Here is a 24,849-nt window from a genome sequence, read left to right as displayed (position 1 = left end):
TGGGGTGCAGTTCAGGACGGGAGAGGGACACCCTCGGGTGTGCTGGTTAAATCTTTCACCAGTCTGCTAACCCTCTTTCGTTCTGCCACCATAATTCTTGATTAATGCTTTGGCAGAACTCCCAATATAAAGGAGTTGGCTATGCATTCTATTTTTACCCCTCCAGACTAGTCTTTAGCGCGGTTTGATAACCTTTGGGTTTTCAGATATTAGCTCGTCACGACGAAAAAATCATATCAACAATAAAACTTGAGATGCGCTGAGGCAGTCTTTCGAGGGCCTTTGCATGCCTTTTTTTGCTTAAAACAAGAGCCTAGGCAGTTTTATCTCATTGAGACACAACAAGAACTTATTTTTATAACGGTAAAACTATGCAACATTTAGATCTCTCATTTCGTGCTTTAAGCGTGCTTCATTCTGCAAGATATCTCTTTAATAATTATGGTTTTCACAAAGTTGGGGTAGACCGAATTATTGAAGCAGCAAAACTCCCCAAAGCTACCTTTTATAATTACTTTCACTCAAAAGAAAGACTCATTGAAATGAGCCTAACCTTTCAAAAAGATGGCTTAAAACAAGAGGTGCTTTCAATCATTTATATCCAGAAAGACTTAACCGTAATTGAAAAACTCCGCAAAATTTACTTCTTACATGCAGATTTAGAAGGCCTTTACCATTTGCCATTTAAAGCCATTTTTGAAATTGAAAAGCTTTACCCCAAGGCTTATCAAGTTGTGGTTGAGTACAGAAACTGGCTCATTAGCGAAATTTATAGGCTACTTTTAACAAAGAACTCAGAGGCCCCAAAAGAAGATGCGTACATGTTTTTATTTGTGATAGATGGGGCTATGGTTCAGCTTTTAGGTGAAAACAGTGTGGATGATAGAGATGTTTTATTGGAGTATTTCTTAAAGAATATCATGGTAGATTAATAATATATTAACGTGCATGGTTATACGCAGTAAATGTGTAGTTATTCTTAATAAATTTCTTATTTAAACTATTTAAATTTATATAAATTATAATATTAAAATATAAGGAATGAGAGTAGCTCCTGTGTTTTAAATAGCAGGGGCCTTGCTTTTGTAGGGTTGTAACAATAAGTTAGACAGATTTAATCAGTAGAGCTGTAATTCATGCTCTACTCGTTTTTTAATGATATTTTAATTCTTCTATAAAAGATCTAAAAATATTAAATTGATATATTAAGCGGCGGAACACGCTTGAGTTTCCTCAAAGTTAATAAGCTTTTCTATATAAGACCATGTTTGTTCGGAATTAATTTTTGATTTATTTATTGTGCCATCAATAATGATGCCATCAACAATATTAAGAAAAAGACTGGTAAGTGTATGGGCATCTTTAATTTCTAATTCTAGAAATGTTGAGAAAACCAATTGATAAATCCATTCTCGATATTCATTAACCTGATCTTTAATAGATGGGTACAATTGTAGAACTTCAATGGTGGCTTTTTTAAATAAACAACCATTGAAATCATCTGTATTAATCCAGTCGATATACCAAGTGAAAATGCTTTTAAGTCTAATTAACGGATTGTTAATATTATTAATTTTTTCTAATATTGAAGATTGGATTTCTAAATTTCTTTCATGAAGACACTCTTCAATTAAGTTTTCTTTAGAAGAAAAGTACTTATAAAAAGTCATTTTTGCAACATTGGACTCAGCAATAATCTTATCAACACCAACAGACGTATAGCTTTTCTGGTTAAAAAGGGATGTTGCTGTTGTTATAATATTTTCTCTTTTTGTCATCGGGTTCACCGTCGCGAATATTTTTGATTAACTTTGCTATTGTAAGTGTTAAAGCTTAAATAAAACTTATTTTATAATATTTAAAAAACTATATTTATTCAATAGTTTGGTTAATCTTAAAAAATAATAATTTATATATTTGGTTGGCAATAATTTACTTTTTTAAATATTATTAATTAATCCATTGATTTGTTGAGTTAATAGACATAATATCAGGTTGTTAAGGATGGGTATATGGATTTTATTTTAGCAACTGAATGCAAATTGAAATAAAGGGAATCCCTAACTTAACTATAAGAAAAAACTTGTTAATGAGAATGATTATGTCAAAAAAATTTGAAGATTTTAATAATCCACGAGAAAAAGCATTGCAGGGGATGAGAAATAGTATTCCTGCAAAACAATGGGATGAAAATTTAAATTTTCTCAAGCAGTTAAGAAATCAAATTGCAGAATTACCAGTTTGTAAACATCCTGCAATTGAAATATTAAATCATGGATATTTAGATAAGAGCACTTTAACTCATATTCATTTAGAATATCGTCATGCAATTGTACAGATTTTTACTGATGCTTTATTACAAGCGCAGTTTCAAACAAAACAACTGGAACCAAAACTCCATTCTGGAGCTAAAATGTTTCCACGGGTATTATTAAGTTTAAATGTACTTGATGAATTCGGTTTTAGACCGGGATTGGGTAAAGATGATTACTATTTGGGGAATCCTGAATATGCTCATTATCCATTGTATGAAGATTTACTTAATGATTATGGTTTGACAGAGGCTGATCGCCGTGACTATAAACCATCAAAAGCCGCAGATCAGGTTCGTTCATTTTTAGAATCTTCTTATGATAGTTATATCAATGTAGTTGCATTGTTAGCAGTTGCCGAAGAGGAAGTTATTCTTTTTAGTCCGCCATTACGTGAAGCGACTAAATTTGTAAATATCGATGTTGAAGGTGGTGGATATTACCATGTGCATGGTGTATCTACTGATGAAACGTCTGAAGCCGCTGATGATGACCATCAGGATGATCTTTGGTTTACGTTAGCGCAAGCAATTACAAAAGATGATTATGAAGGCTTAACTAAGCTATGTATTGATTATTGTGCTTTATGGAATGCGTTCTGGGATGTACAAATTGCCGATGTCCACTTTATTGAAGAAAAGAAACTAGCTTAAGATATTCTGCTAAATCCTAAGTAAGCCCATTCACTATCGAATGGGCTTTTTTGATTATAAAATCTCTAATGAACAAAATTGTATTCTCAAAAAATGTTCAAAAATCTTATGAGTGACTGATGGCATATCAACAATCATTAAACAGTTCTATAAATCTGCTACAATTACGCCAATTTTTATTTTGATCGACTTTAGATCTTTGGCACTGCAATCTCCGCAGTAGGTGTATTTCATGAGTTTTAAAGATGAGTTAGCGGCACAGGTTGCTCAACGCCGCACATTTGCCATCATTTCCCACCCAAATGCTTGAGTTCAATTCAGCCCCTTTCATCTTTGTTCAATCTTTTTGAAATAACAAGTATAAATATATATTTTTATTCAATTTTGACTCATAATTATTAGGCGTGATCATTCAACCCATTTCATCATTTTTCAAGTTAAGTCATTTGATTTGAGTACAAATATGTGTACAAAATTTAGAATTCTAGCTGGACTAATGATTATTTGTACACAGGTTTAATTATGGCTCTTACAGATACATGGCTTAAGAAGAATTTAGGAAAAGAACGTACTGATACTCTTATCGAATCGGATCAAGATGGATTGAGCGTCCGAGTTTCGCCAAAAGGCAAGATAACATTTCAAATGCGATTTCGTTATGGTGGAAAGCAAGCACGTTTAGATTTGGGTAGTTATCCATTAATGAGTCTAAAAGAAGCGCGAGCTGAATTATTTAAAATGAAGGCTGTATTGGAACAAGGACATGATCCTCGCGTATATAAAAAAATAGAGAAAGTCAAAATTGTTGAAGCTGTTACATTTATAGAGTTGTATAAAATGTGGCACGAAAAATATTGCCTAAGAGAAAAGAAACAAGCCGAAGAAATTTATAGAACATTTGAATTATATGTTTTTCCCATACTTGGTGATTTGCCAGTGGATTCCATTACTTTACATGCTTGGTTGGAGCTATTAGAGACTCATTTTAAGAAATCAGAATCTATTACTGAACGTATTCTTGTGAACACCAAGCAATGTCTTGAATGGGGTATCAAACGGACACTTATAGAACATAATCCCATCCGTCATATTTCGGGGAAAAATGATTTAGGTATTAAAAAGCGTAGAGGAACACGAATTTTAGCAGATAAGGAAATTACACTGACATGGCGCATTTGCGATGAGTCTAGAATGTCTCTAAAAAACGCGCTTTTCATAAAGTTGTGCTTATTTTGGGGATGCCGTAATGGTGAGTTAAGAGCATCTGAGAAAACATTTTTTGATTTAGATAAAATGATTTGGTCGGTTCCTCCTGAGCTACATAAAACTGGTCAAAATACAGGCTTTCCTTTAATAAGACCAATTATCCCAGAAATAGTTCCTTTACTTGAACAAGCAATGTCCTTAAATAACTCCAAATTTATGTTTGTTAATGATGGGACAATGGAGGTAATGAATCCTAAAAGCCCGGGGAGCTTACCTTATAACATTATGCAGTATGCTCGTAGACATTATGATATCAATATGCCACATTGGTCGATACATGATTTGCGACGTACTGCTCGTACTAATTTTAGTGCATTTACATCTCGTGATATTGCTGAGCTTATGGTAGGGCATGCTATGCCGGGGGAGCAGGGAACATATGATTTATATGACTATTTAGAACCACAAGCAAAAGCATATCAACTATGGTGGGATAAACTAAAAAGTCTGGCTATTGAGCCAGACTCTCCAGATTATTTTTAAAGTACTTTTCTTCCCATTCGTTAAATGCATCTTCATCCCATAAGCTCATCGAGCCAGCACCTTTTTTCGCAGGTGCAGGCATTGGCTTTGCAAATAACCTTTGATTTGGTTGTTGATAGCGCCAAATTGTTGCAGCAGAGCATCCTTTTAGGCGTGCTCGAACTTCTCTTGATGTTAAATAAGCCATAATAGTTCCAGTTCAATTAAGAGATATAGCTCTTATTGGGTTACTCGATAGTTAATCTTTTTGAAATTTAGAAAACAAAACTTTAAAAGTAGGATGAGTTCCACCCACTCTGATAAACTTATCTGTACCCACTACATACGTTTTCAAACGTTTCATCTGTTCCTTGTAATCAGATGATTTCTTGATGAATCGGTTACTTAATAGAAATCCATTGAGGGGATTGGATGCCAACACCACCTGATTATGACTATTAGGTTCTACCAAACGTTTAACCTCTTCTATGAACTTTAGATTGGTAAAACTGCATGGATCGTTAATAAACTGGCATTCAGTGAAGACTAAATAACGGCAGATGAGTTGGTAATTGACAGTTATTTCCCGTTTAACCAATACACCACATACTGCATTTTCTTTACTTTGGCAGATGAGTCGTGTGATTTCTCCATCGATAGACTCCGAGAAAGTTGATTGGCTTGAAAATGCAACATTGCAAAACAAGTGCGGGTTTAAAGGATAGATACAAACCACCTCACTAATGTCGTAACCTTTAACAGCTTTGTTTAATCCTTTTTTAAACTGATCAAACTTTTGTTCACCTTCATCGAACTGCTTATTCCATTGGTTAAGCTGTTGATCATATTCGCGCGTTAATAAGGAATTATTAAGGTATTGAATACTACTCAGAATAAAATCCTGATTAAGTTCTTGATTAGGTGGGATGTATAGGAACCCACTCTGATTGAAAAAACAAGAGATGGTTTCTAGGAATGGATGCATCTTGGCATGCCCCATCCGCCCATTCGTGAAAGGACTATTTTTTATGATTGAGATGTTTGAAGGAAACTCATGTCCAGCTTGATTTAAATCCATACGTTTCTGACCATCCTCATCAGTTTGTAATGAGTAAATAGCTTTGATTTTCAAGATTTTCTGGAAAGTTTGTTGAAGACTATTAATGCATGTGATCGGACCATAAGGCAGTTGTGCCATAGCCGCAATTGCCTGACTTTCCATAAGTTGATTTTGAGTTAACATTCTATTTGCCCTTCTTCACATTCAAATTCTGATTTAAACCACTTGCTTTACCTTTACTGATTACAGGAGGCTGGCTCATCTGTAACCGTTTATAGGAGTTCTCTCCTAGATATTTCAGCCTAAAAAACTGTTCTAACTGACAGTAATATTGAATACTCAACATGAGATTCTCCCGTTGTTCTTTATCCGTTTCTTTGATCAGGCTAATCCCAGTAGGGGATTGGCTTGAGTCGCCGTCGCAGAAATATGTACAGCCTTGTTGATTCGTCAGCCTGCTCCAGTATTTAGACAGGTACTTGACGTAATCCTTAGCCTGACAAGTATTTCCATCCAAAAAGAAGATCACTTTGACAAAGCAGCCTTTTTTAAGGCTATGACCAAAGTAAAAGAGATACCCTTTAATCTGTTTTAGGGTTTTATTACGTCGTCGGTTCTCAAGGAGTTGGTCTATCTGTTGTTTAAGACGCTCAAACTGATGAGGTCCATGAAACCACTGTTTCAGGTCAGTTGGATGATTGTGTTGTAAATCTTGCTGATCTGGCGTATAGGCAAAATCTACATGTACAACCCCTAACTGACCGTACTTCTGGAATAACTTGCTCACTAGCAACTTACATGACGTAAAGTTCTCTTTGTGTTGCTTCTCTCTGTTCTGGATAGCCTCCTTGACGGCTGGTTTGTTAAGCTCTTCACGTAACAATTCAATAAACTCATTAAGTAACTCGACCCGTTGTTTCAAATTACTTGGGTTTCTTCCTCTCAACTTTCTTTCAAACAAGCCGTATAGGCTTGGAGGACTTCCCATTGCATCTAATGTTTTGAAGAAACATTGAGTCTCTACACATACATCGAAAGGCTTTAAGAACTCAGGATTGGTGTTTATCAGATCATCAATCTTCTTGATGAATGGCCTGAACCAGTCCTCAGATTCAAAATATTCTCTGCCTTGATCTGTCTGTTTGACCGTTGCTGCTGGCAACTGGGTCTTATTACATTCCTGAACAAAGCAGGGGATATCCAGCATCTGATCTAACCGAAAGTCACTGTATAAAAACCGTGACTGGTAAACATTAGATGGCGCAAGGGTGACCTGATTTTCACAGATCAATATCCTCAATTTCTTAGCTTTAAACTCCGTCATCTCTCTACTACTTTGGGACTAGGAAAATCTTTGTCATATCCATTTTTGAAATGAGTTAAGGGTCCTATGCTGAAACTCATTTCGTTGTACTTAAAAAGTAGTGGGGAATCTGGCATGTCTTCCCCACTATTAAAAAATCAGTGTGTGGGCTCCCGTAAATCCTAAGATTTAGCCATCGTAGAGAGGTTTTGATTTCGAGTCGTGAAATTGGGGTAGGATGTTTTTTTGAGCTATATTTGATATTAAGTGTTTGAAATTAAATGTTTTATATGTTTTTGGGTGGTTTTTCAAAAAAAAGGGCAATTTCCAAAAAAACGAGAAGTAGGTTGTTAACTTTAAGTTAAATATATAAGAAACAGATAGTTATCGTGTTCTTTGGTCATTTTGGTGCTGTGGTTTAATTTTGAGCACATAAATGCGTGCAACTAAAAAACATACATAAATAGATCAACTCCCATCTACCCGAAGGTAGATGGAGGCTGAATGGGGAAGAGCGATAAAATGGGATCAATTATTTTTTAGAGAGAATAATTTCATTTCTAAGTTCAGGATCATCATTAATCCAGCTAGCCAAAGTTCTTGTACTATAAGAGTCTTTAATTAGGCTTCGCTTCTCCTCTTTTGAATTAATGAGCTTGTTCTGCTCCTTGATGAGCAGTTTTAAATATTTCATTTTTTGTTCAGCAAGTTCACGGCGCTCCTGATTGATTGGATGATCAATGAGCCACGCATTATTGTCTAACTCGCTTTGTAAGCGTTCAGCAGTAAGTTGATAGAACTGAGCAAAATCATATCGGCCACGTTCAAAAGTCTGGATATTTTGTTCAGCTTGTTGACTTAAGCGTTGCTCGAACTCATCAATAACAGCATTTATCGCTGCGCTCACGGTTTTCCATTTTTCTTTTTGTTTTGCTGCGGCAGTCCTAAGAAGTTGTTTGAACTGATATTGATGCCACTCAGTTAGCTGGGTAGTTTTTTTACGGCCAATGGAAGATAAGGCTTCATTGTCGTAGTCAGGATCAATTTTATATCTGATCTGATTTGATACAGGGGAATAATAGGCAGTTTCATCGTGGGAAACAGGCAATTCATCAGGGTTTCTAAGCCAGAGTTCATGCAGGCTGCGTAATAAGTCCTGTATCCTGATATATAGCTGTCCAATATATTCAACGTTGGTTTGACATTTCTCAATATGACCCTGCCAGAGGTCTTCGCGGGTATCCTTACAAAGGCAGAACATATACGCTAAAAGTAACTCTTCAGGTTTTTGAGCAACTTCAAAAGGGTTTTTTAATAGCTCATCTCTGAGGTACAGATAATCATCATAAGGGGTTAAGACCTCAATTTGATTTGATATCCCAAAAGTAAACTCATACATGTAAGCCTCATCCTGAACGGCCATTGCAATATCATCTGGATGTAAGGCTTTATCAGCAAAAATTAATTTTTGGTGTTTATAGTGATATAAAACATATCTTTCACACATGCTAAGCTGTTCAATGATGTAGGGGATTGGATCATCTTTTTCCTCATTGTCTTCATCTTCAAAATGACTCGGGTCAAATCCTGTGAATGGCGGGGGGCTATAGAGATGATCTGTTTCGCTATTATTCATTACCGTTATACTCAAGCATTATAATTTAGTAAAAAGTATATTGTTAATATATACTACAATAATGATAGGACGCTAACTTAGTAATAGAAAAGAAATTTTAAAGATTATAAGCCGTATATATCAAAATTCACTGAAACACTGGCAGGTCGTTTTCTTGTCGATAGATGGTCGTTCTGAGTTGTTATTAAGGGGATGGTCGATATATAAGTTATTACTGAAATTGTTTGTAGTGGATTCACTACCGCGTTAAATAGCTCAATTTCAGTAACAGCTAAAGGTATGTAAGGTTTAAAATGGTACGGTCTAGTTGTGTATTTTCCTTTCCAAACTTTGTATGTACGTTATCTTGTGTTTGTATTAGCTGTTCTTTCTTCTCTAGTCGGAGTCTATGGACAGGTAAGTACAATTTTTCTTTTATAATTTGGGTGAAAGTAATATAAAAAAAGTTCTCAATTTGAGAACTTTTTTATTAAATAAACAATTAGGCTCTACTTTTTCAAATAGTTATGAAACCATTGACTTATTCATTTAAAAAGTAACTAACGCATCGTCACGAATTCTTCAGATGATGTGGGATGAATAGCAACGGTATTATCAAAGTCCTTTTTAGTTGCCCCCATCTTTAGAGCGACTGCAAAGCCTTGTAGAATTTCATCCATATTCAAACCAATCCCATGGATACCAACAATTTTTTCCTCTACACCAACACATATAAGCTTCATTTTTGTGAGTTGTTTATGTTGTGCCACGGCGTCGTACATTGCTGTAAATGAAGATTTGTATACTTTAACCATATCTTTGCCAAATTCTTCAATCGCTTGTTCTTCGGTTAATCCAACTGTTCCAATAGGCGGGTGACTAAATACTACAGTGGGGATATTGTTGTAATCTAAGCATTCATTAGGCTTGTTATTAAATAACCGTTCTGAGAGCCTACGTCCGGCAGCAACTGCAACAGGTGTTAATTCAACCTTTCCAGTAATATCTCCAACTGCATAAATACCAGCGTGGGTTGTATTTTGGAACTTATCAACTTTGATAAACCCTTGTTCATCCAATTTTACATTTGTTAATTCAAGTTCGAGAGCTTTGGTATTGGGTTTCCTCCCAACAGCCCAAATAAGACAATCTACAACTTGTTGAGTTCCATCTTTTAAATGCAACATGACAGAACCGTCATCTAATTTTATTACTTTACTGATTTCAGCATTTTTATGAATTTTAATATTCTCACTCTGCATATTTTCTAATAATGCTTCTCCTAAGAACTGATCAAGATTACGTAGGAGTTTTTCGCGTCGAATAAAAAGCTGGACATCTGAACCTAATGATTTGAGGACACCAGCTATTTCTACTGCAATATATCCTGAACCCACAATAGCGGTACGTTTTGGTAATGCTTCTAAATCAAAAAAGCCATTTGAGTCGATACCATGTTCAGCTCCTTCAATTGCAGGCCAACTCGCTTCTGTACCAGTAGCTATGAGAATGTGATCAGCTGTTAATAAATCTCCGTTTACTTCAATTGTGTTTTTATCAATAAATTTTGCAAACCCGTGTATGACATCAACATTATTTTTACTGAGGACATTGTTATAAGAGGTGTGAATTCTTTCGATATATGCCTGTCTATTTTTAATAAGTTTCTGCCAATCAAATGATTTTACTTCCGTAGTGAAACCATATGACGGCGCATATTGACGAATTGCGTCAGCAATATGAGTAGCGTACCACATCACTTTTTTAGGGACACAGCCAACATTAACGCATGTGCCACCAATATCTCCTGCTTCAATTAATGCACATTTCTTTCCATACATGGCTGCTCGATTTACAGAGGCTATACCGCCACTGCCTCCACCAATTGCAATATAATCGTAATGTTTAGACATGGATAACTCCTTTATTTGCTGAATAGTAGAATCCAGCAACACCTAGAATGGGGCCAATCAATAATATCCATGCTGAATCCAAGCCAATTATTTCAAAGGCATAGGTTGTCAATGCAATAGATATGATAGTCAGTGTAAAACCAATTGAATTTTGAATAGCTAATGCCGCACCAACTTTTTCGGATGGACAATATTGGGCGGAAAGCGCAGAGAATTGCGGTGAGTCTGCAATAACAGATGCTCCCCAGATCGCAAATAAAACCAATAAGAACCACGCAGGTAAAAAACGCCAGCCTAGAGCAAATACCAAGCAACTAAAACCTGAGATAGATAAAGAACCTATAGCAACATATCTATTACCTATATATTTAGAAAGATATCCGCCGACCAAGCAACCAATTGCTCCACATGCCATTACAAAAAAAGTAAGGAGCGAAATGTTGTTGTATCCCAATTTTTCTGGAATACCTGATTTAGCAATAAATAAAGGAATAATCGTCCAAAAGGCATATAGTTCCCACATATGACCAAAATAACCTATAGCAGCTGCACGAAATTTTCGAATTTTGAAAACCTGAAAAGTACCACCTGATGACACTGTATTTTGTGGTTTTGGAGGGACTGTTGGGTCTCCTAACTGATAAATTAACAAGGCTGCAATCAATGCAAGACTTGAAGAACAGATCATGACTGTTTGCCAAGCAAAATGAGTGGGGAAACTATTAATAAAATAGGGAAGAGCTGTACCTAATGTCAGCATAGCAACTAATTTCGCTAGTGCTTGCCCAGCCTGATGAGGTGCCCATAGAACGATAAGTTTCATTCCGATTGGATAGATTCCTGCGAGACATAATCCCACGAGAAAACGGTAAATAAGGGCGTCCATAAGTCCATGGGCGAACGATGCAAAGCAGAAATTAAAAAAGGCGCCTAATAGTGCTGAACAAACAAAAATATGGCTGGCTTTAAAGCGGTCTGCTATTTCTGTATAAGCAAATACAAAAGTTCCAATGATAAATCCTGCTTGAACAGCGTTGGTAATCCAACCAATATCTGCAACTGTTATTTGCCATTGTTGCATTAAATCTATTGCTGCACTATTTGCACTAAACCACAATGATGTGGCCAATAATTGAGCCAAACTAATAATAGTAGTGGCATGTAAGCCATAAATTTTTTTATTATTCTGAATGTTGTAACCTACCATATAGGGGCACTCCCATTTAGGTAGACTAATATTTAAAGTACTACCATAAAATTAGAGATTGTCCGATGGATATTTCATCTGACATAAAAATTAAACTAATTTTGTTGGGATAGTCATAGCGGGTGCTATATATGGACGAATATAAAGGGAATGCTTTATTTAAAGCATTCCTATATTTATTTACTTTTATTAGAAATAGATTAGATATTTGAATTAAAAAGATTTAAATATCTGAGCTAATCTTAAGAAAGCACGCCAACAATTTTTCCTATTACCTTAGGATCAAGCTCTGTCCCTTTATTCATTGCCCATCTTACAAAACTACTTCCTTCCATTAAACTCAATAATTGAAAGGCTTGCTGATTTGCATCACCTTCGGCAAGTTCTCCATTTTCTACACCTAAATGGATGATTTTTTCTATCCAAGATAATTGGATTTCAAAATACTTTCGAGTTAACTCCTGCATGCTCTCTGGTAAAACAGCCATTTCAGCAGCAAGAGCTCCACATAACGGTAACATTCCTTCAGACATTGAGCTTCTAAATAAGGAAGCAAAGGCACAAAGGCGTCCGAATGCATTAGGAAAATCACGTTCGATTTTTTCAAAATCTTGAATAGTCTGTTCAATATATGTTTCGACTATTAAAATTCCTAAATCTTCTTTTTTGGGAAAATAATGATGAATACTGGCTTTTTTAATTCCAACAATCTTCTCTAAATCAGCATAACTAAAAGCAGCATAACCTCTTGATCTCAACATAAGCTCTGCTGAGTTAATTAAACTTTGGCGAGTATCAATGGTCATATTCGTAGTTCCCAGATTAGAGAGATTTGGCGGCATACTATAGCATTGTTGTTAAAGATGAATCATCAGATTAACGAGTATGCCACCCATCACATATTATTTGTTTGCAATCACTAATTGCGGTTTCATTTGAATTGATCGTGAAAAATTGGCGAAATTTGGTGAAGTTTTAAGAACAGCACTATGTATTTCATCCAATTGTTCTTGTGTCCCATCTGTATCAATAAGTACAGTGTATTGGACTTCATCATATCCAGGATTAATTTTTTCATCTAAGCCTAAGAAACCTCTGAGATCCAGCTCTCCAGAAGTATCAATTTCTAATGAATTAATCTTGACACCTTTAGTAGCAGCAATAGCTACATAAGCAACTGTAAGACATGCATTAAGTGCCGCCATCAATAATTCTTGTGGGTTAGGTGCACTATCTGTTCCTAAAATTTCATGAGGTTCATCAGCAGCTATATGGAAGTTACGTTCATAAGTCTTACCAAAAAGTTCATAAGATTTCACAGTGGAAACAGAACGTGTTTGACCCGCCCATCTTGTTTGTACGTTAAAACGAGCTTTTGAAGTGGTAGGATTCTGGCTTACTCTATCTGCAAATTGTTGAAAAGAATTTAGATCAATTTCATTCACTACATTGTTCATTATAGAACTCCAATTAAGATATAAATTTTGGTGAATGGAGAATAATTTCCCCATTACTAAGCTTGTTTATGTAACCTCTAGTGAAGTTACATTTCGTCATAAGCATCTAAAGTTCGTGCTGAGTAAACATAGGCTGCACCAGCATTTAAAGCGATAGCAGTTCCTAAAGCTGCCGCAACTTCTTCTTTTGTAGCGCCTGCTTTTTTAGCTGCGCCCGCATGAGCTGATATACAACCATCACAACGCGTAGTAACTGCTACTGCCAACGCAATTAACTCGTGAGTTTTTGCGTCGAGTACTTTATTTTCACGCGTCGCAACTTCTAAGTTGTGAAAAGCAGTGGCAACGGGTTTATTTGCTTTTGCAAAATTACCAATATTTTTAACTAATGCAGATAATCTGTTAGTCCATTCACCGTTCATTTTTGAAACCTCATCATTTATTAAATATTATTTGCCTAGTTTTCTTGATGCCATGACACCACCATCAACATCCCAAATAGCACCAGTTACCCAAGATGTTTTTTCGGAAAGAAGGAGTACGATAGTTTCTGCTACATCATTTGGGGTACCATTTCTTCCTAAGGGATGAAAACTATTGAAATCTTGAAGTGCATTATCTAATTGATCTGAAGGAATAAATCTTTCGAAAATACGGGTTTCCACCATTCCAGGGCTAACAGCATTTACTCGAATTCCATGTTCTGCTAGCTCTGCAGCCACATGACGAGTCATAGCTTCTAAACCCATTTTTGCCATTGAATAGGCAGATGCTGTGACAGTTTCGATAGCTTGGCGAGCTGCAACGGCAGAAACATTTACAATTGATCCTTCTTTATTTTGTGCAACCATTGATGAAGCAACTTGTTGGGTAATAAAGAAAAATGCGCGGTTCAGGTCTAGGAAATTGTTATAGTCACTTAGCGAATGCTCTAGGAAGCTTTTAGGATAAAAAATTCCTGCTGAATTAACTAATAAGTTAATGTCTTTATGTTCACTATCCAATTTGCTAATTAACTTTTGAACACTATCAAAATTTGTTAAATCAGCAGTCAGTGCAAAAACTTGTTCTTCACTTGTTATAGCAACTAATTGTTTACGGGCTGTCTCGGCTTTATCTGCGCGATTGCCAACAATTACTACAGTCCCACCTTGTTCAGCAACTTTCTTTGCTGTTTCTAAACCAATGCCACTAGTGCCACCAATGACGAGAAGTTTCTGGCCTTTAAATTGTTGCTCACTCATAAGATCACCTAATCATTAATATCGATTAAAAGTAGCCTACCTACTAGTTGGTTTGTAGGTTATATGGGCTAATTTTAAATGTCAAGTACTAACAGAAAATAGTTTAGAAAATTATTCAGCTTTAATCTCAGATTTCGTTAAACAAAGAGTACCAATGGAACTCTTTGCTTCGTTTTTCTCATCATTGTTTGATTCAGATTTTATGAGTTCATCTAAAGCTTTTTGATAATCGGATATAGGTTTTACTCCAACAATACGATGGATTAATTGCCCATCTTTGAACATTAAAACAGATGGTAAACCCCATATATTATAACGAGTTGTTAAAATAGGTGCCTGATCAACATTAACTGTTCCGACAATTACATTATCTTCAATACTTTCCACAAAAGTATTAAATAATTTTTCGCTATTGTGGCACGGTGGACACCAAGGAGCATAAAAACGGACTACTGCTAAACCTTCTTTCCATTCAATTTCATGAAAGGTATCTTCATTTAAAGTGTGTAATTTACGCATTATAAAACTTCCTCTTTTCTGTATTTACAGATTCAGAATTCAGTTAAAGGATAGTATTTAATCAATTGCTAACCGACATTAAATTCAGGTTAAATTAAAAATACTCTTGCCTACCTACTAGTTGGTTGATATAGTGGCATCAACTTGTCATTTGTGCAATAGGAATGAGGGAGTGCAAATCTTGTACTTCACAAACAGGTCATTACCTGAGTCATTCATTGATTGATGAGTGTGGTTAAAGAAATTTCTTAATTATCTGTAAATCTCTCTAGAGGTCTGTGATGAATAAATTATTCACTCCCCATAATTTGGTGGATATTCAATTAAAAAACCGAGTAGTAATGGCGCCTATGACTCGTACGCGAACATTGAACGGTGTTGCAGATGAACTTACTGCGCTTTATTACTCCCAGCGAGCTTCCGCAGGTCTAATCATTACTGAAGGCTTGCCTGTTTCTGAAGAAGGGCGTGGTTATTTATATACGCCTGGTTTATATAATGATGAACAAATGCAAGGATGGAAAAAAGTTACTGCAGCAGTGCATGCAAAAGGTGGTCGTATTTTTGCTCAGCTTTGGCATGTGGGAAGAATGTCGCATGTTTCAGTTTTACCTGATAATCAAGTACCTGTATCTTCTGGAGTTATTCCAGCAACCAACACTACAGTATTTGCATATACTGATTCGGGTGAACCCGGTCCGGTTGCGCCAAGTAAACCTAGAGCTTTAGAAACTGAAGAAATCAAACGTGTTACTCATGATTTTGTTAAATCTGCACAATTAGCAATTGAAGCAGGATTTGATGGCATTGAAATTATGGCTGCAAATGGATTCATCTTTGACCAGTTTCTCAGTACTGAGTTAAATAACCGAACAGATCAATATGGCGGAACTGTTGAGAATCGCCAACGTTTTCTTCTAGAAACTATTGATGCTATTTCCCAAGCAATTGGCCATGACAAAGTGGCTGTGCGAGTTTCTCCTTTTGGTCGTATTTATGACTTGGCGCCTTATGAAGGAGAGGTTGATACTTGGGCAAATATTGCGTCAGCTCTTGGTAAACGTAAATTGGCCTATGTGCATTTGTACTATCAACCAACTTATGAAACAGCACCTTTAGAAGCCCAAAATTTTAAAACTTTATTCAGAGAAACTTTTTCTGGAACTATTATCGCAGCTGGTGGTTTTAATCAACAAAGTGCTGAGGCGGCATTAGAAAAAGGTGAGGTCGATTTAATTGCTTTTGGTGTCCCTTATATTGCTAATCCCGATTTAGTCGAGCGGATGCAAAATAACTGGCCTTTGGCAGAAAGTGATCGCACAACTTACTATGGCGTAAGTGGATCTCCGGCAAAAGGCTATACAGATTATCCGCATTATAACGGCCAATAAACAGTGGAGTGCCTAGTGGATTTTTTGATGCTAGGCATTAAAACTTCGTGTTTTAAACATCTAATGAATTTACTGAGATATTTATGAAAACTTTACCTTCACAAATTACCGTAGATATATGGTCAGATTTTGTTTGCCCTTGGTGCTGGATTGCTAAAAAAAGATTTGAGAAAGGTTTAGATGCCTTTGAACATAAGAATCAGGTAACTATCCAATATCACAGTTACCGTCTAGCAAATGGCCTTACACCACAGCCCTTTAAAGATGCATTGTATAAAAAATTTGGTGGGAAAAGTGGGGCTGATGCGATGATGAGCCATGTAAAAAGTGCAGGTGAGCTAGAAGGTCTGATCTATAACTTTAATGGTATGCTTTTTGGCGATACTTTAGATGCCCATGCCATTGTAAAGTTGGCACAACAGAAGGGTGTTGGTGAACTATTAACAGAAAAGTTTTTTAAGGCAAGCATAACTGAAGGTAAGTCTATTTTTGATCATAAGGTGTTGGTTGAGCTTGCTAATGAAGTTGGAGTTCCTCGTGAAGAAGCTAACAGTGCCTTTAGTAATATTTCGTTTAAACAAGAAGTTTTAAAAGATGAAGCCAGTGCACATGCGATGGGTGCTAGTGGAGTACCACTTTTCATTATAAATAATAAATATTCAATCAGTGGTGCTCAGCCTGTAGAAACTTTTTTAAGTGCATTAGAGCAGGTATGGGAAGAAAAGCAGAATGAGCTAATGATCACAGAAGGTCAAAGCTGTGGCATTAATGGTTGTAGTATTTGATTGTGTAGTTGAATAAATTGATAGGGGGTTAACTTATTTGTCACCCTATCAATTTTTCAACCTTCAGCCGATTGTCTCAAGTTCAAAATTCTTCTCATAAGCTAAGAAATCGGCAACGCATTTGTCATTTGATAAGTGGATATATAAATAATCAAGTCGCCTTAGAATCTATAAAAGTTCAAAGAAAGATCACTGAGCTATCTAACTTATCCGTACATGCGTAAGTGTGATTGGTCATGCTTTCTAGGACATCCCATTTTAGCTTCTGGGATTTCTGGAATCTCACTACAACGGAAACCTCGAATGCGTTTCTGTGTCGTAAATTGGAAGTACTGATCATTTTTGCAGAGATAATCAAAACTCTGTTCAAGGTTGTTTAGCATCTCTACGTCAGAATAATCTAACATCCCTAAAGCACAATAACGGTAATCTTCTTTCTTCATATTGCAGATAAATACCGAGCCTTGGTTATTGGTCACGTGTTGCCATTGCTTGGCAATGTATTGTCCCCAAGTAATATCTGCCCAATGGTCTTGCCCATCAAAGAAGTAATAAGCGTGTACGTGGAAGCCCTTCTGGGGGCCGTATTCAATACGATGGATATAACCCAACGCATGCTTCATTCGATTCATTCTGGCATTCTCATTGAGTCGCTCAAGCGCTTTTAGAAGAAATTGGCTATCTTGTTCAGACTTCCATTGGTCCGATGAAATCTGATGGTTTATCAGGCTCTCAGGAGTTCGCATAATACCGAGGTCTACTCGGACCACCAGTATTTTAGAATGTACATGGAGTAGGGCATGTACAAGCTCTATCATTTTCTCTTTGGTCTTTAATCGACTGTCTTTCCGGTTATGCAATCGTTTACGGACTTTAGCACTGCTCATTCGCTCATTCAGTAGGCTCTGAAATCGATTCAAAGCATCTACGTAAGCTTGAGCTTGCTCGTTGGTATAAACACTAGTTGATGAGAATGTGCCTAGAACGAATCTCTCTGCATCCGATAAGTCTTGAATGACTGAATGGATAGTTTCTAATTCTACGTTCACAGTATAGGTGTCAGACACGGGCATGGAAAAGATGGAAGGTAATGCTGAGATCAATTGAACTGGAAGGTCTGTTGCATATTGAACGGATAATTTCTTATTGCCCTGAATGTCTTTAGTCGTTCGCAATGAAGCTAAAGGACGCTGTTTACGACAATGAATGCCTAATTGTAAGCGGTCAATAAAACACTGAGTCTCAGGATGAGAAGACAATCGAAACTCAACAAGGTCACCTTCATCGTTGTTCACCTCATAACAAGAATAATCTTCCTGAATCTGATCAAGTAGCTGAAGTGCTTCTAGGTCGTCTAAGGACCATTGCCCAGCAGTAGATATTAAGTTTGGTTTAGTCATGCAGTGGTTCATAGATATATACCTAATGGAAAGTTGGATGATGTATTTTGGGTCAATTAGACAATGCTCATCTTGGGACACTGTTTGAGCAGTGCCCTCAATGAGCATTCAAGAATTAATTGGGAAAGTAGCTAGCAGTCAGTCAGCAGTCTTCGTGCATAGGTAAGTTGCATCGACTGAATAGGACGTCAGTATCGCCAGCCATGGGATAGATCAGATTGTCTGTTATTCGAATGTGGGTGAGCAGAGACATAGGGAGAACTAAACTCTGGTTATGTGTATTAATCATGGATGAAATATATCCAAGGATATTTCATCTGGAATACTAGATTATATGTATTGACTAGATAACTGAGTGGTTGGTTACATAGGTTCGGTGTCTTACTTGAGAGAGATTAGAATGTTTAGATTTAGTCTCTATAGATATTTGTATATTAAATATATAAATAATTTAAAACCTAAACTTAGTTCATGTTTTGCCTACTTCTATACGGCAATTTTAACCTGCTCGGAAATACGAGCATATTTGGATGAATCCGATATACGGACTTAAGCAGATCATAATTCTCTTTTTCTACCGAACTGGACTCAGTAATTTTTATCTCGTATGATGTGCCAGTACCGTAAAAAATAACTGATTTAGTCTTCTTATGAAGCTAAAACAACAAAGAATTAAATTGGTATTTTATATCTAGAATACATACCCATCTCATTGCAAACCAAATGCATGTCAGCAGTTGCTTTTAGCAGTTCATGAACCTGAAAGCAGACCTTGAAAGTTGTACGGACTTAGGTACAAGACAATGTTTTTTAATACAATTGTTGATATGCATGTGCGCAGTAAAAACGATGAATTTGGTATGCTAAAGGCCTCTCATTGAACTCTAAATTAAACATCTTTGAATGCGTTTGATGAGGTTATTTCATCAATTGCAATGCGAGATTGTAGGCTACAGTTATAGAAATTGACTCCGCTATAAAGAACTCTTGTGGTGGGGTGAAGTCTAAAGCCTGCTTTCTATAACGCGTCTGCTTTCCTGTCTGTTTGTCTCTAAAAATAAACTCATCCTGTGCATGAGAATATTCTTGTCCATACAGTGGACCGCCAAGACACTTTAACCGAAACACTGCACCATCCTTAAATTTGCGGAATGGTTAGTTTAATAACTTAATCTGATTAAAAACAATAACAATCACTTTGCGACTTAGTCGATAGATGATTGACACCTTAAATATTGCACATTATCCTTTGCCTGCTGGCCTACATTGCCAGTCGGTTGTCGCAGACCGTTTCCCAGGAACATTAAAAGCGTAAGCTTTTAGTGCATAAGCCCTCGTGCCCCCTCTCTACGGTGGAACGGGAGGGGACACCTTCGGGTGTGCTGGCTTCCTGAGACCAGTCTGCGAACCCCTTTCGTTCTGCCACCATAATTCTCTAATGATTTGGCAGAACTCCAAATATAAAGGAGTTGGCTATGCGTATTCTTCTTATACACCCCGATTAGTTTTTAATAGAGTTTGATGAACGTCTGGTTTCTCAAGCTTTAGTTTTTTTCGTCTAAAAATTTAACTTTAAAAAATGTCATGTGAGATACACCGTGGCAGGGCTTTGTATTGCCTAAAAAAAGCCTAAGCTCCATGATCAAGTCATTGGATAAAACGATGATAAATAAAATTTTGATGGGTGTGGTTGGTGTCAGTTTTTTGATCATGACTGGCTGTTCTTCCGATTTTGAAAAGGGCATGAAGCAGGGATGTCACAACATGGGGGGCAGCCGCAGCTATTGTTCCTGTGTCTATGACAAGGTCGAAGAACATTATGGTCGTAAAGTCATGCGGCAAGTTGAGCGTATGAACTATCTCCCAAATGACCTAGACCGTGTGATGTATCAGTCTGGTGAGCAATGCATGGACAAGTTTTAGCACCAGACATTTAAAGCCTTAAACAAATCATTGAAGCACTTATTTCCTGTTGCCTGTGGGCAACGGGAAGGGCTTATGCCACTCAATTTAGGAGTTTTGATCATGAAACATCCATTTTTTACCTTCTATTTCACGATTGTGATTGGTTACTGGCTGTATTGCATTTGGGAATATCCGGGACATTACTCCGGTGCTTATTTGCTGGGCCGAGCTTTGGTCTGGCCGGTTATCTTTATACGCTGGTTTTTCTAGGGGATGGCAATGAGCATGCAGGAACGAATCCAGCAGAGTCAGTGGGTGCCGTTGTTACGAGATAGTGACAACATTTATTTTGCGCCAGTCATTCCCAATAAAAAGCTACAAGGTGCCATGAGCTATTTACCTCATGGTGTAAACCCCAATGAAGTTTTGATACTGATTGATGACACTGTATTTGGTAGTGCCAAGGTCGGGATGTGTTTAACCGCAAAGGGGCTCTTTTATAAAGCCAGTTTTGAAGATGAGCAGGTTTATCTGTTTGAGCACATTCAGCGGGTGGATGCAGATATTGGCATGATGACCAGTTCGATTCTGATCAATGGTCATGATGAGCTGAGCTTTAGCCAACTCGATAAAGGTGTAGTTCGTGCTTTGGTGGCATTCTTAAATGAATGCTGTCAGGGGCTACAGGGTAGACAAAGAGCAGAACAGTCAATTGTAAAAATTGATCCTGAGATGCAGATCATGATTGATCTGTTTGCCTACTTCATTACTTTTAGTGCAGGCCAATGGAGTAGCCGATCGAAAGAAGCAGTATCTGATCATTTCACTAAACTGAATGATAAGGCAGTGCATCAGTATGTCGAGAAGCTATTGAATGAACAGACGCGCTTCGATTATGAAGACTTATTACATCGTCTGGCAGACCTAAAAGATAAGCTGGCCTATAACTTCCGTAGAGAGATGATTGAGCAACTGGTCTATGCCATGGCACTCGGTCAGATTGAGCAGAATCAAGCGGATTTATTCATGACTCATTTATGCCGTGTATCGAATGTCTCTAGGGCCGTCTTTCCAGACCTCGTCAAAATTGTCTATCAATGTATGGCAGGTGAGATGAACCAGAAGAAAATTTCTGATCTGAATATTGAACAACGACAGGCTTGCAAGCTTCTTGAGATTCAACCGGAAGCATTGAGTGAACAAACCCTTCAAGCTGCCTACCGAAAAAAGATGGCAGATTTCCACCCCGATAAATACCAAAGCTTACCCGAATCAGTACAGCAGCTTATTGAGCAACAGGCTCAGCAAATTAATCAGGCCAGAGCTGTATTAAAAGCCTATTTGGGAGTGTAGCCGATGAAGATCAATACCCAACGGCTCAAAAGGCGCTGGAAATGGTATGTAACTTATATCGTGATTTTTATTCTGTCTTTTGCTTTGTTCTATGCATACGACCATGCTCAGGATGAACAAACCGAGCAGATGCTTGAATCGGCTCGCAGCCATTCAGTCAGTCCTGAGAATACAGCAGTGACAAGTATTAATGCCGGAGATGAAGTCCCTGCTTTTGATCAAGCTGACCTTAATCAGGAAAACCATAAATAAAGAAATTTTAAATACATATTACCACTATGAAGGAGGTACTGGTCTTGATGGAAAACTTCCGATCAGCCTTGCCAATCACGTGAATAAATTCAGAGTACTTACCATGATGAAAAAACAATTACTTTGCTGCTGTATTGCTAGTGTTTTATTTTTAGGTGGCTGTTCAAAAAAAGAGGAACCGCAAACGGCGCAGGATGAATATAGTGATGTCTCCGGTTCAGTTGAGAGTGAGACAGAAACCGAAACTGGAGTCTTGTCACCTGTGATTATGTCTAAAACTGCTGTTCAACCGTTGCCATTAATCGATGGTGATATTCTGGGTAATTTTCCAGATGATGATTACCGATATGCAAGTCCGGTTAGATTCCCACTCAATCTCGTTGAGAGACGGGATGATCAGGATACCCATTCATTTGACCAAATCGCTGCGATATTAAAACAGAACCTGAAATTACGTGACGATCAGATTTTAGTGATGGGACGTGAAAGCGGGCCTATGGAAGGGATGGATCAGGTGCTGTTTGATTTAACCAATGATCAGCTCTATCAGTTTGCCAATAATCTGGCGATTAACTATGTCCGCCTGTTAAAAACACCAATCATTAAACCAAAAGGTGAGTTTGAAACTACGGAACAATACCAGTTACGTGTAGAGCAGACAAAGGCAGAGTTGGAAGCTTATCAGGTCGATTATGATGTTAACCTGTTGCAGAACGCCTTAAATAAAGCCATGCGTCGGCTTTATATCAAACAGGGATTTGCAAGCCCTGATTATGAATACGATGCCGATAAAGGGATTTTGACCTTAAAACTTGAAGAGAGTGCATCATCCCGAAGACTTGAAACCTTATTAACCTTACCTATGGCGGCAGCAGATGCACAGGAACTGGTCAAAGGTTCAGGCTGGGCGCGAGCTTATATCATGGACTTTAAACAAAACCACTTAAAAGTGTCAGGGGTACTGTTCTTTAAGTTTCATTCCCAGATTACCCAACAGCAACGGGTAGGTGGTGAATCACTCATCTATACCCAAGTGTATAAGCCACTTAAGTTTGAACAGAAATCAAGTGATACATGGCTAGAGCCAAATATCGATTTTGCAACGCTACCGTTTCAGGATGTATTGAACTCACCAGCGAACCAGTTTGAATTTGGCTTAAAGCACTATCTTTCAGCAGAGACTTATACCAAACAATGGGAAGCGAAACGCCAACAGGCTGAATAGTAGCTATTTCACTTGATTTAAAATTTACCCATAGCAGAGGACTTGCCGATCAGGCAGGTCCTTTTTTTATGCCGTTTATTTAAGGAGGAACTACATGCATCAGTGTCCTTACTGTCATTCATTACACATCACATTACTGCGCCAGAGTGAACCCAGTTCAGGAGTATTTGCAAAGCTTTCATCATTCTCGCCGATGTCTCTGGCAGCCGCCTGTATGCAGTTATCAAAACGCAGCCCAGTTCACCCTTTGGTGGGTGGTTTTGTGGGCTTAGTGATTGGCGGCATGTTTCTGCTCTACGTTCAGCATCAAGACAATATGGTCACGCTGTTTTACCAGTGCGAGCAATGTCTGGAGCATTTTGAAATCCAGCAATCAGGCTTTGCTTAATACTCATCGTTTACAACTTTCAAATTATTTAAAGGAAAACAATCATGGCACATCAAATAGAAACAATGGCATTCGTTGGTCAAACCCCTTGGCATGGTCTGGGTAATCAACTTACTCAAAATCAACCAATAGAAATCTGGGCGCAGCAGGCGGGTATGGACTGGCGAATAGAATCATCTAATGTCAGTTATATGGCAAAGAATGAACGTGGGCAAAATATCCTGATGCCTTATGAAGATCAGCGAGTGCTTTATCGTTCAGATACGCATGCGCCGTTATCGGTGGTGAGTCAGCGTTACCAAGAAGTACAACCAATGGAAATTCTAGAGTTTTATCGAGACCTGACAGAGCAATCAGGTTTTGAACTGGAAACGGCAGGCGTGCTCAAAGGTGGGCGTAAGTTCTGGGCATTGGCGAGAACAGGGCAATCGGCAGCATTAAAAAGTAAGGATGTGAGTAACGGCTACATTTTATTGGCAACTGCTTGTGATGGCACATTAGCCACCACGGCGCAATTTACCTCAATTCGTGTGGTGTGTAACAACACTTTGGCAATTGCCTTACGTGGGCAGAATAGTAGTGCCGGTGTAGTGAAAGTTCCGCATAGTACCAAGTTCGATGCTGAGAAGATCAAACAGCAATTGGGTATTTCAGTTCGTGTATGGGACGAACACATGTATGAAATGAAGCAATTGAGTCAGCGTAAAGTCACCCAGCAGGAAGCCGCAGCTTACTTCGATGCCGTGTTCAATAATACCAACCTGAGTATTGCCGAACAGGATGACAGTATCATTCAGTTCTACCGTAATGTAGCTACACCTAAACAAATTCCTTCAGCTAAAGCCGATAATAAAACCGAACCCAATGGACGTGCTATGTCTAAGGTCATGACAATGTTTAACGGACATGGACGAGGGGCTGAGTTAGCCTCTGCTAAAGATACGGCGTATGGGCTGCTTTGTAGTATTACGGAATTTGTTGATCATGAACGACGTGCGATTTCAACGGATCACCGGATGGATTCAGCATGGTTTGGGGCTGGGGCTAACCTTAAACAACGTGGACTGGAACAGGCATTAAGAATGGTGTATTGAACTTACTCAGCTATTTAATGATTTCCGACTTTAAGTCTAAATAAA

26 protein-coding genes and 1 pseudogene are annotated in these 24,849 nt (G+C 37.7%); 13 read left to right on the top strand and 14 right to left on the bottom strand.

The window, feature by feature from the left end; all coding sequences use genetic code 11:
- The first annotated feature begins 371 nt into the window (after positions 1 to 371).
- Positions 372 to 932, top strand: a complete 561-nt coding sequence (locus tag KTH84_RS15660; protein WP_262474060.1) for a TetR/AcrR family transcriptional regulator — start codon at positions 372 to 374, stop codon at positions 930 to 932.
- 273 nt (positions 933 to 1,205) lie between these two features.
- Here the strand turns inward: KTH84_RS15660 and KTH84_RS15655 are convergent, their stop codons facing one another.
- The gene (locus KTH84_RS15655) at positions 1,206 to 1,778 is read right to left on the bottom strand and encodes a TetR/AcrR family transcriptional regulator (protein WP_262474058.1); all 573 of its coding nucleotides are present in this window, start codon (positions 1,776 to 1,778) and stop codon (positions 1,206 to 1,208) included.
- 323 nt (positions 1,779 to 2,101) lie between these two features.
- On the opposite strand from KTH84_RS15655, the gene KTH84_RS15650 reads away from it, so the two are divergent.
- From KTH84_RS15650 to KTH84_RS15645, 3 genes and pseudogenes are all read left to right on the top strand, one after another.
- Positions 2,102 to 2,965, top strand: coding sequence for a hypothetical protein (locus tag KTH84_RS15650; protein ID WP_262474056.1), 864 nt, complete (start codon positions 2,102 to 2,104; stop codon positions 2,963 to 2,965).
- Between the two features lie 232 nt (positions 2,966 to 3,197).
- Positions 3,198 to 3,272, top strand: a pseudogene (locus KTH84_RS19085) (hypothetical protein); the annotation flags it as partial.
- Between the two features lie 215 nt (positions 3,273 to 3,487).
- Positions 3,488 to 4,714, top strand: a complete 1,227-nt coding sequence (locus KTH84_RS15645; RefSeq protein WP_262474053.1) for a tyrosine-type recombinase/integrase — start codon at positions 3,488 to 3,490, stop codon at positions 4,712 to 4,714.
- Here the strand turns inward: KTH84_RS15645 and KTH84_RS15640 are convergent.
- From KTH84_RS15640 to KTH84_RS15590, 11 genes are all read right to left on the bottom strand, one after another.
- On the bottom strand, positions 4,683 to 4,901 hold the full coding sequence (locus tag KTH84_RS15640; protein WP_262474051.1) for a hypothetical protein: 219 nt from the start codon (positions 4,899 to 4,901) through the stop codon (positions 4,683 to 4,685). The two genes, KTH84_RS15645 and KTH84_RS15640, sit on opposite strands and share 32 nt — an antisense overlap.
- A gap of 51 nt (positions 4,902 to 4,952) precedes the next feature.
- Positions 4,953 to 5,936, bottom strand: coding sequence for a hypothetical protein (locus KTH84_RS15635; protein WP_262474049.1), 984 nt, complete (start codon positions 5,934 to 5,936; stop codon positions 4,953 to 4,955).
- Position 5,937: 1 nt separating this feature from the next.
- Entirely contained in the window at positions 5,938 to 7,077 is a 1,140-nt protein-coding gene (locus tag KTH84_RS15630; protein WP_128385864.1) for a hypothetical protein, read from the bottom strand.
- A gap of 511 nt (positions 7,078 to 7,588) precedes the next feature.
- Positions 7,589 to 8,692 (bottom strand): hypothetical protein, encoded by a 1,104-nt coding sequence (locus KTH84_RS15625; protein WP_050598662.1) that lies wholly within the window; start codon positions 8,690 to 8,692, stop codon positions 7,589 to 7,591.
- Between the two features lie 539 nt (positions 8,693 to 9,231).
- Positions 9,232 to 10,584, bottom strand: coding sequence for a glutathione-disulfide reductase (gene gorA / locus KTH84_RS15620; protein WP_114150190.1), 1,353 nt, complete (start codon positions 10,582 to 10,584; stop codon positions 9,232 to 9,234).
- Positions 10,577 to 11,791, bottom strand: coding sequence for an MFS transporter (locus KTH84_RS15615; RefSeq protein WP_114150191.1), 1,215 nt, complete (start codon positions 11,789 to 11,791; stop codon positions 10,577 to 10,579). Before KTH84_RS15615 ends, gorA begins: the two co-directional genes overlap by 8 nt.
- A 242-nt stretch (positions 11,792 to 12,033) precedes the next feature.
- Positions 12,034 to 12,597 carry a TetR/AcrR family transcriptional regulator gene (locus KTH84_RS15610; RefSeq protein ID WP_013197540.1) on the bottom strand — a complete coding sequence of 188 codons (564 nt, stop codon included), beginning with the start codon at positions 12,595 to 12,597 and terminating at the stop codon, positions 12,034 to 12,036.
- 96 nt (positions 12,598 to 12,693) lie between these two features.
- Positions 12,694 to 13,248 (bottom strand): OsmC family protein, encoded by a 555-nt coding sequence (locus tag KTH84_RS15605; RefSeq protein ID WP_262474041.1) that lies wholly within the window; start codon positions 13,246 to 13,248, stop codon positions 12,694 to 12,696.
- Between the two features lie 86 nt (positions 13,249 to 13,334).
- Complete coding sequence (locus KTH84_RS15600) at positions 13,335 to 13,670, bottom strand: carboxymuconolactone decarboxylase family protein (protein WP_013197542.1); 336 nt, start codon at positions 13,668 to 13,670, stop codon at positions 13,335 to 13,337.
- Positions 13,671 to 13,697: 27 nt separating this feature from the next.
- The gene (locus tag KTH84_RS15595; protein ID WP_262474039.1) at positions 13,698 to 14,492 is read right to left on the bottom strand and encodes an SDR family NAD(P)-dependent oxidoreductase; all 795 of its coding nucleotides are present in this window, start codon (positions 14,490 to 14,492) and stop codon (positions 13,698 to 13,700) included.
- A 111-nt stretch (positions 14,493 to 14,603) separates the two neighbouring features.
- On the bottom strand, positions 14,604 to 15,011 hold the full coding sequence (locus tag KTH84_RS15590) for a thioredoxin family protein (RefSeq protein WP_055415330.1): 408 nt from the start codon (positions 15,009 to 15,011) through the stop codon (positions 14,604 to 14,606).
- A gap of 281 nt (positions 15,012 to 15,292) precedes the next feature.
- On the opposite strand from KTH84_RS15590, the gene KTH84_RS15585 reads away from it, so the two are divergent.
- Together KTH84_RS15585 and KTH84_RS15580 are read left to right on the top strand one after the other, a co-directional pair.
- Positions 15,293 to 16,402, top strand: a complete 1,110-nt coding sequence (locus KTH84_RS15585; RefSeq protein ID WP_057073740.1) for an alkene reductase — start codon at positions 15,293 to 15,295, stop codon at positions 16,400 to 16,402.
- Between the two features lie 83 nt (positions 16,403 to 16,485).
- Positions 16,486 to 17,187: a DsbA family oxidoreductase gene (locus KTH84_RS15580; RefSeq protein WP_032061277.1), complete on the top strand. Its 702-nt coding sequence runs from the start codon at positions 16,486 to 16,488 to the stop codon at positions 17,185 to 17,187.
- Between the two features lie 206 nt (positions 17,188 to 17,393).
- Here KTH84_RS15580 and KTH84_RS15575 read toward each other — a convergent pair whose 3' ends face one another.
- Positions 17,394 to 18,587 carry an inovirus Gp2 family protein gene (locus tag KTH84_RS15575; protein ID WP_262474035.1) on the bottom strand — a complete coding sequence of 398 codons (1,194 nt, stop codon included), beginning with the start codon at positions 18,585 to 18,587 and terminating at the stop codon, positions 17,394 to 17,396.
- 918 nt (positions 18,588 to 19,505) lie between these two features.
- Positions 19,506 to 19,715: a hypothetical protein gene (locus KTH84_RS15570; protein WP_114149794.1), complete on the bottom strand. Its 210-nt coding sequence runs from the start codon at positions 19,713 to 19,715 to the stop codon at positions 19,506 to 19,508.
- Between the two features lie 534 nt (positions 19,716 to 20,249).
- On the opposite strand from KTH84_RS15570, the gene KTH84_RS15565 reads away from it, so the two are divergent.
- The 7 genes from KTH84_RS15565 to KTH84_RS15535 all read left to right on the top strand — a co-directional run bounded on the left by KTH84_RS15565 (position 20,250) and on the right by KTH84_RS15535 (position 24,804).
- Positions 20,250 to 20,510 carry a hypothetical protein gene (locus KTH84_RS15565; RefSeq protein WP_262474033.1) on the top strand — a complete coding sequence of 87 codons (261 nt, stop codon included), beginning with the start codon at positions 20,250 to 20,252 and terminating at the stop codon, positions 20,508 to 20,510.
- Positions 20,511 to 20,612: 102 nt separating this feature from the next.
- Positions 20,613 to 20,762, top strand: coding sequence for a hypothetical protein (locus KTH84_RS15560; protein ID WP_002056795.1), 150 nt, complete (start codon positions 20,613 to 20,615; stop codon positions 20,760 to 20,762).
- A gap of 9 nt (positions 20,763 to 20,771) precedes the next feature.
- The gene (locus KTH84_RS15555) at positions 20,772 to 21,845 is read left to right on the top strand and encodes a J domain-containing protein (protein WP_151801754.1); all 1,074 of its coding nucleotides are present in this window, start codon (positions 20,772 to 20,774) and stop codon (positions 21,843 to 21,845) included.
- Between the two features lie 3 nt (positions 21,846 to 21,848).
- Positions 21,849 to 22,097 (top strand): hypothetical protein, encoded by a 249-nt coding sequence (locus KTH84_RS15550; protein WP_151801753.1) that lies wholly within the window; start codon positions 21,849 to 21,851, stop codon positions 22,095 to 22,097.
- A 103-nt stretch (positions 22,098 to 22,200) separates the two neighbouring features.
- Complete coding sequence (locus KTH84_RS15545; RefSeq protein ID WP_151801752.1) at positions 22,201 to 23,322, top strand: hypothetical protein; 1,122 nt, start codon at positions 22,201 to 22,203, stop codon at positions 23,320 to 23,322.
- 94 nt (positions 23,323 to 23,416) lie between these two features.
- On the top strand, positions 23,417 to 23,710 hold the full coding sequence (locus KTH84_RS15540) for a hypothetical protein (protein WP_151801751.1): 294 nt from the start codon (positions 23,417 to 23,419) through the stop codon (positions 23,708 to 23,710).
- A gap of 44 nt (positions 23,711 to 23,754) precedes the next feature.
- Entirely contained in the window at positions 23,755 to 24,804 is a 1,050-nt protein-coding gene (locus tag KTH84_RS15535) for a DUF932 domain-containing protein (RefSeq protein WP_151801750.1), read from the top strand.
- The last annotated feature ends 45 nt before the right edge of the window (positions 24,805 to 24,849 follow it).

It is taken from the genome of Acinetobacter sp. WU_MDCI_Abxb74 (genome assembly GCF_025513915.1).
GTDB classification, from domain to species: domain Bacteria; phylum Pseudomonadota; class Gammaproteobacteria; order Pseudomonadales; family Moraxellaceae; genus Acinetobacter; species Acinetobacter calcoaceticus_C.
Note: the sequence above shows the minus strand (reverse complement) of the source record. Positions and strands in the feature narration are given on the sequence as shown.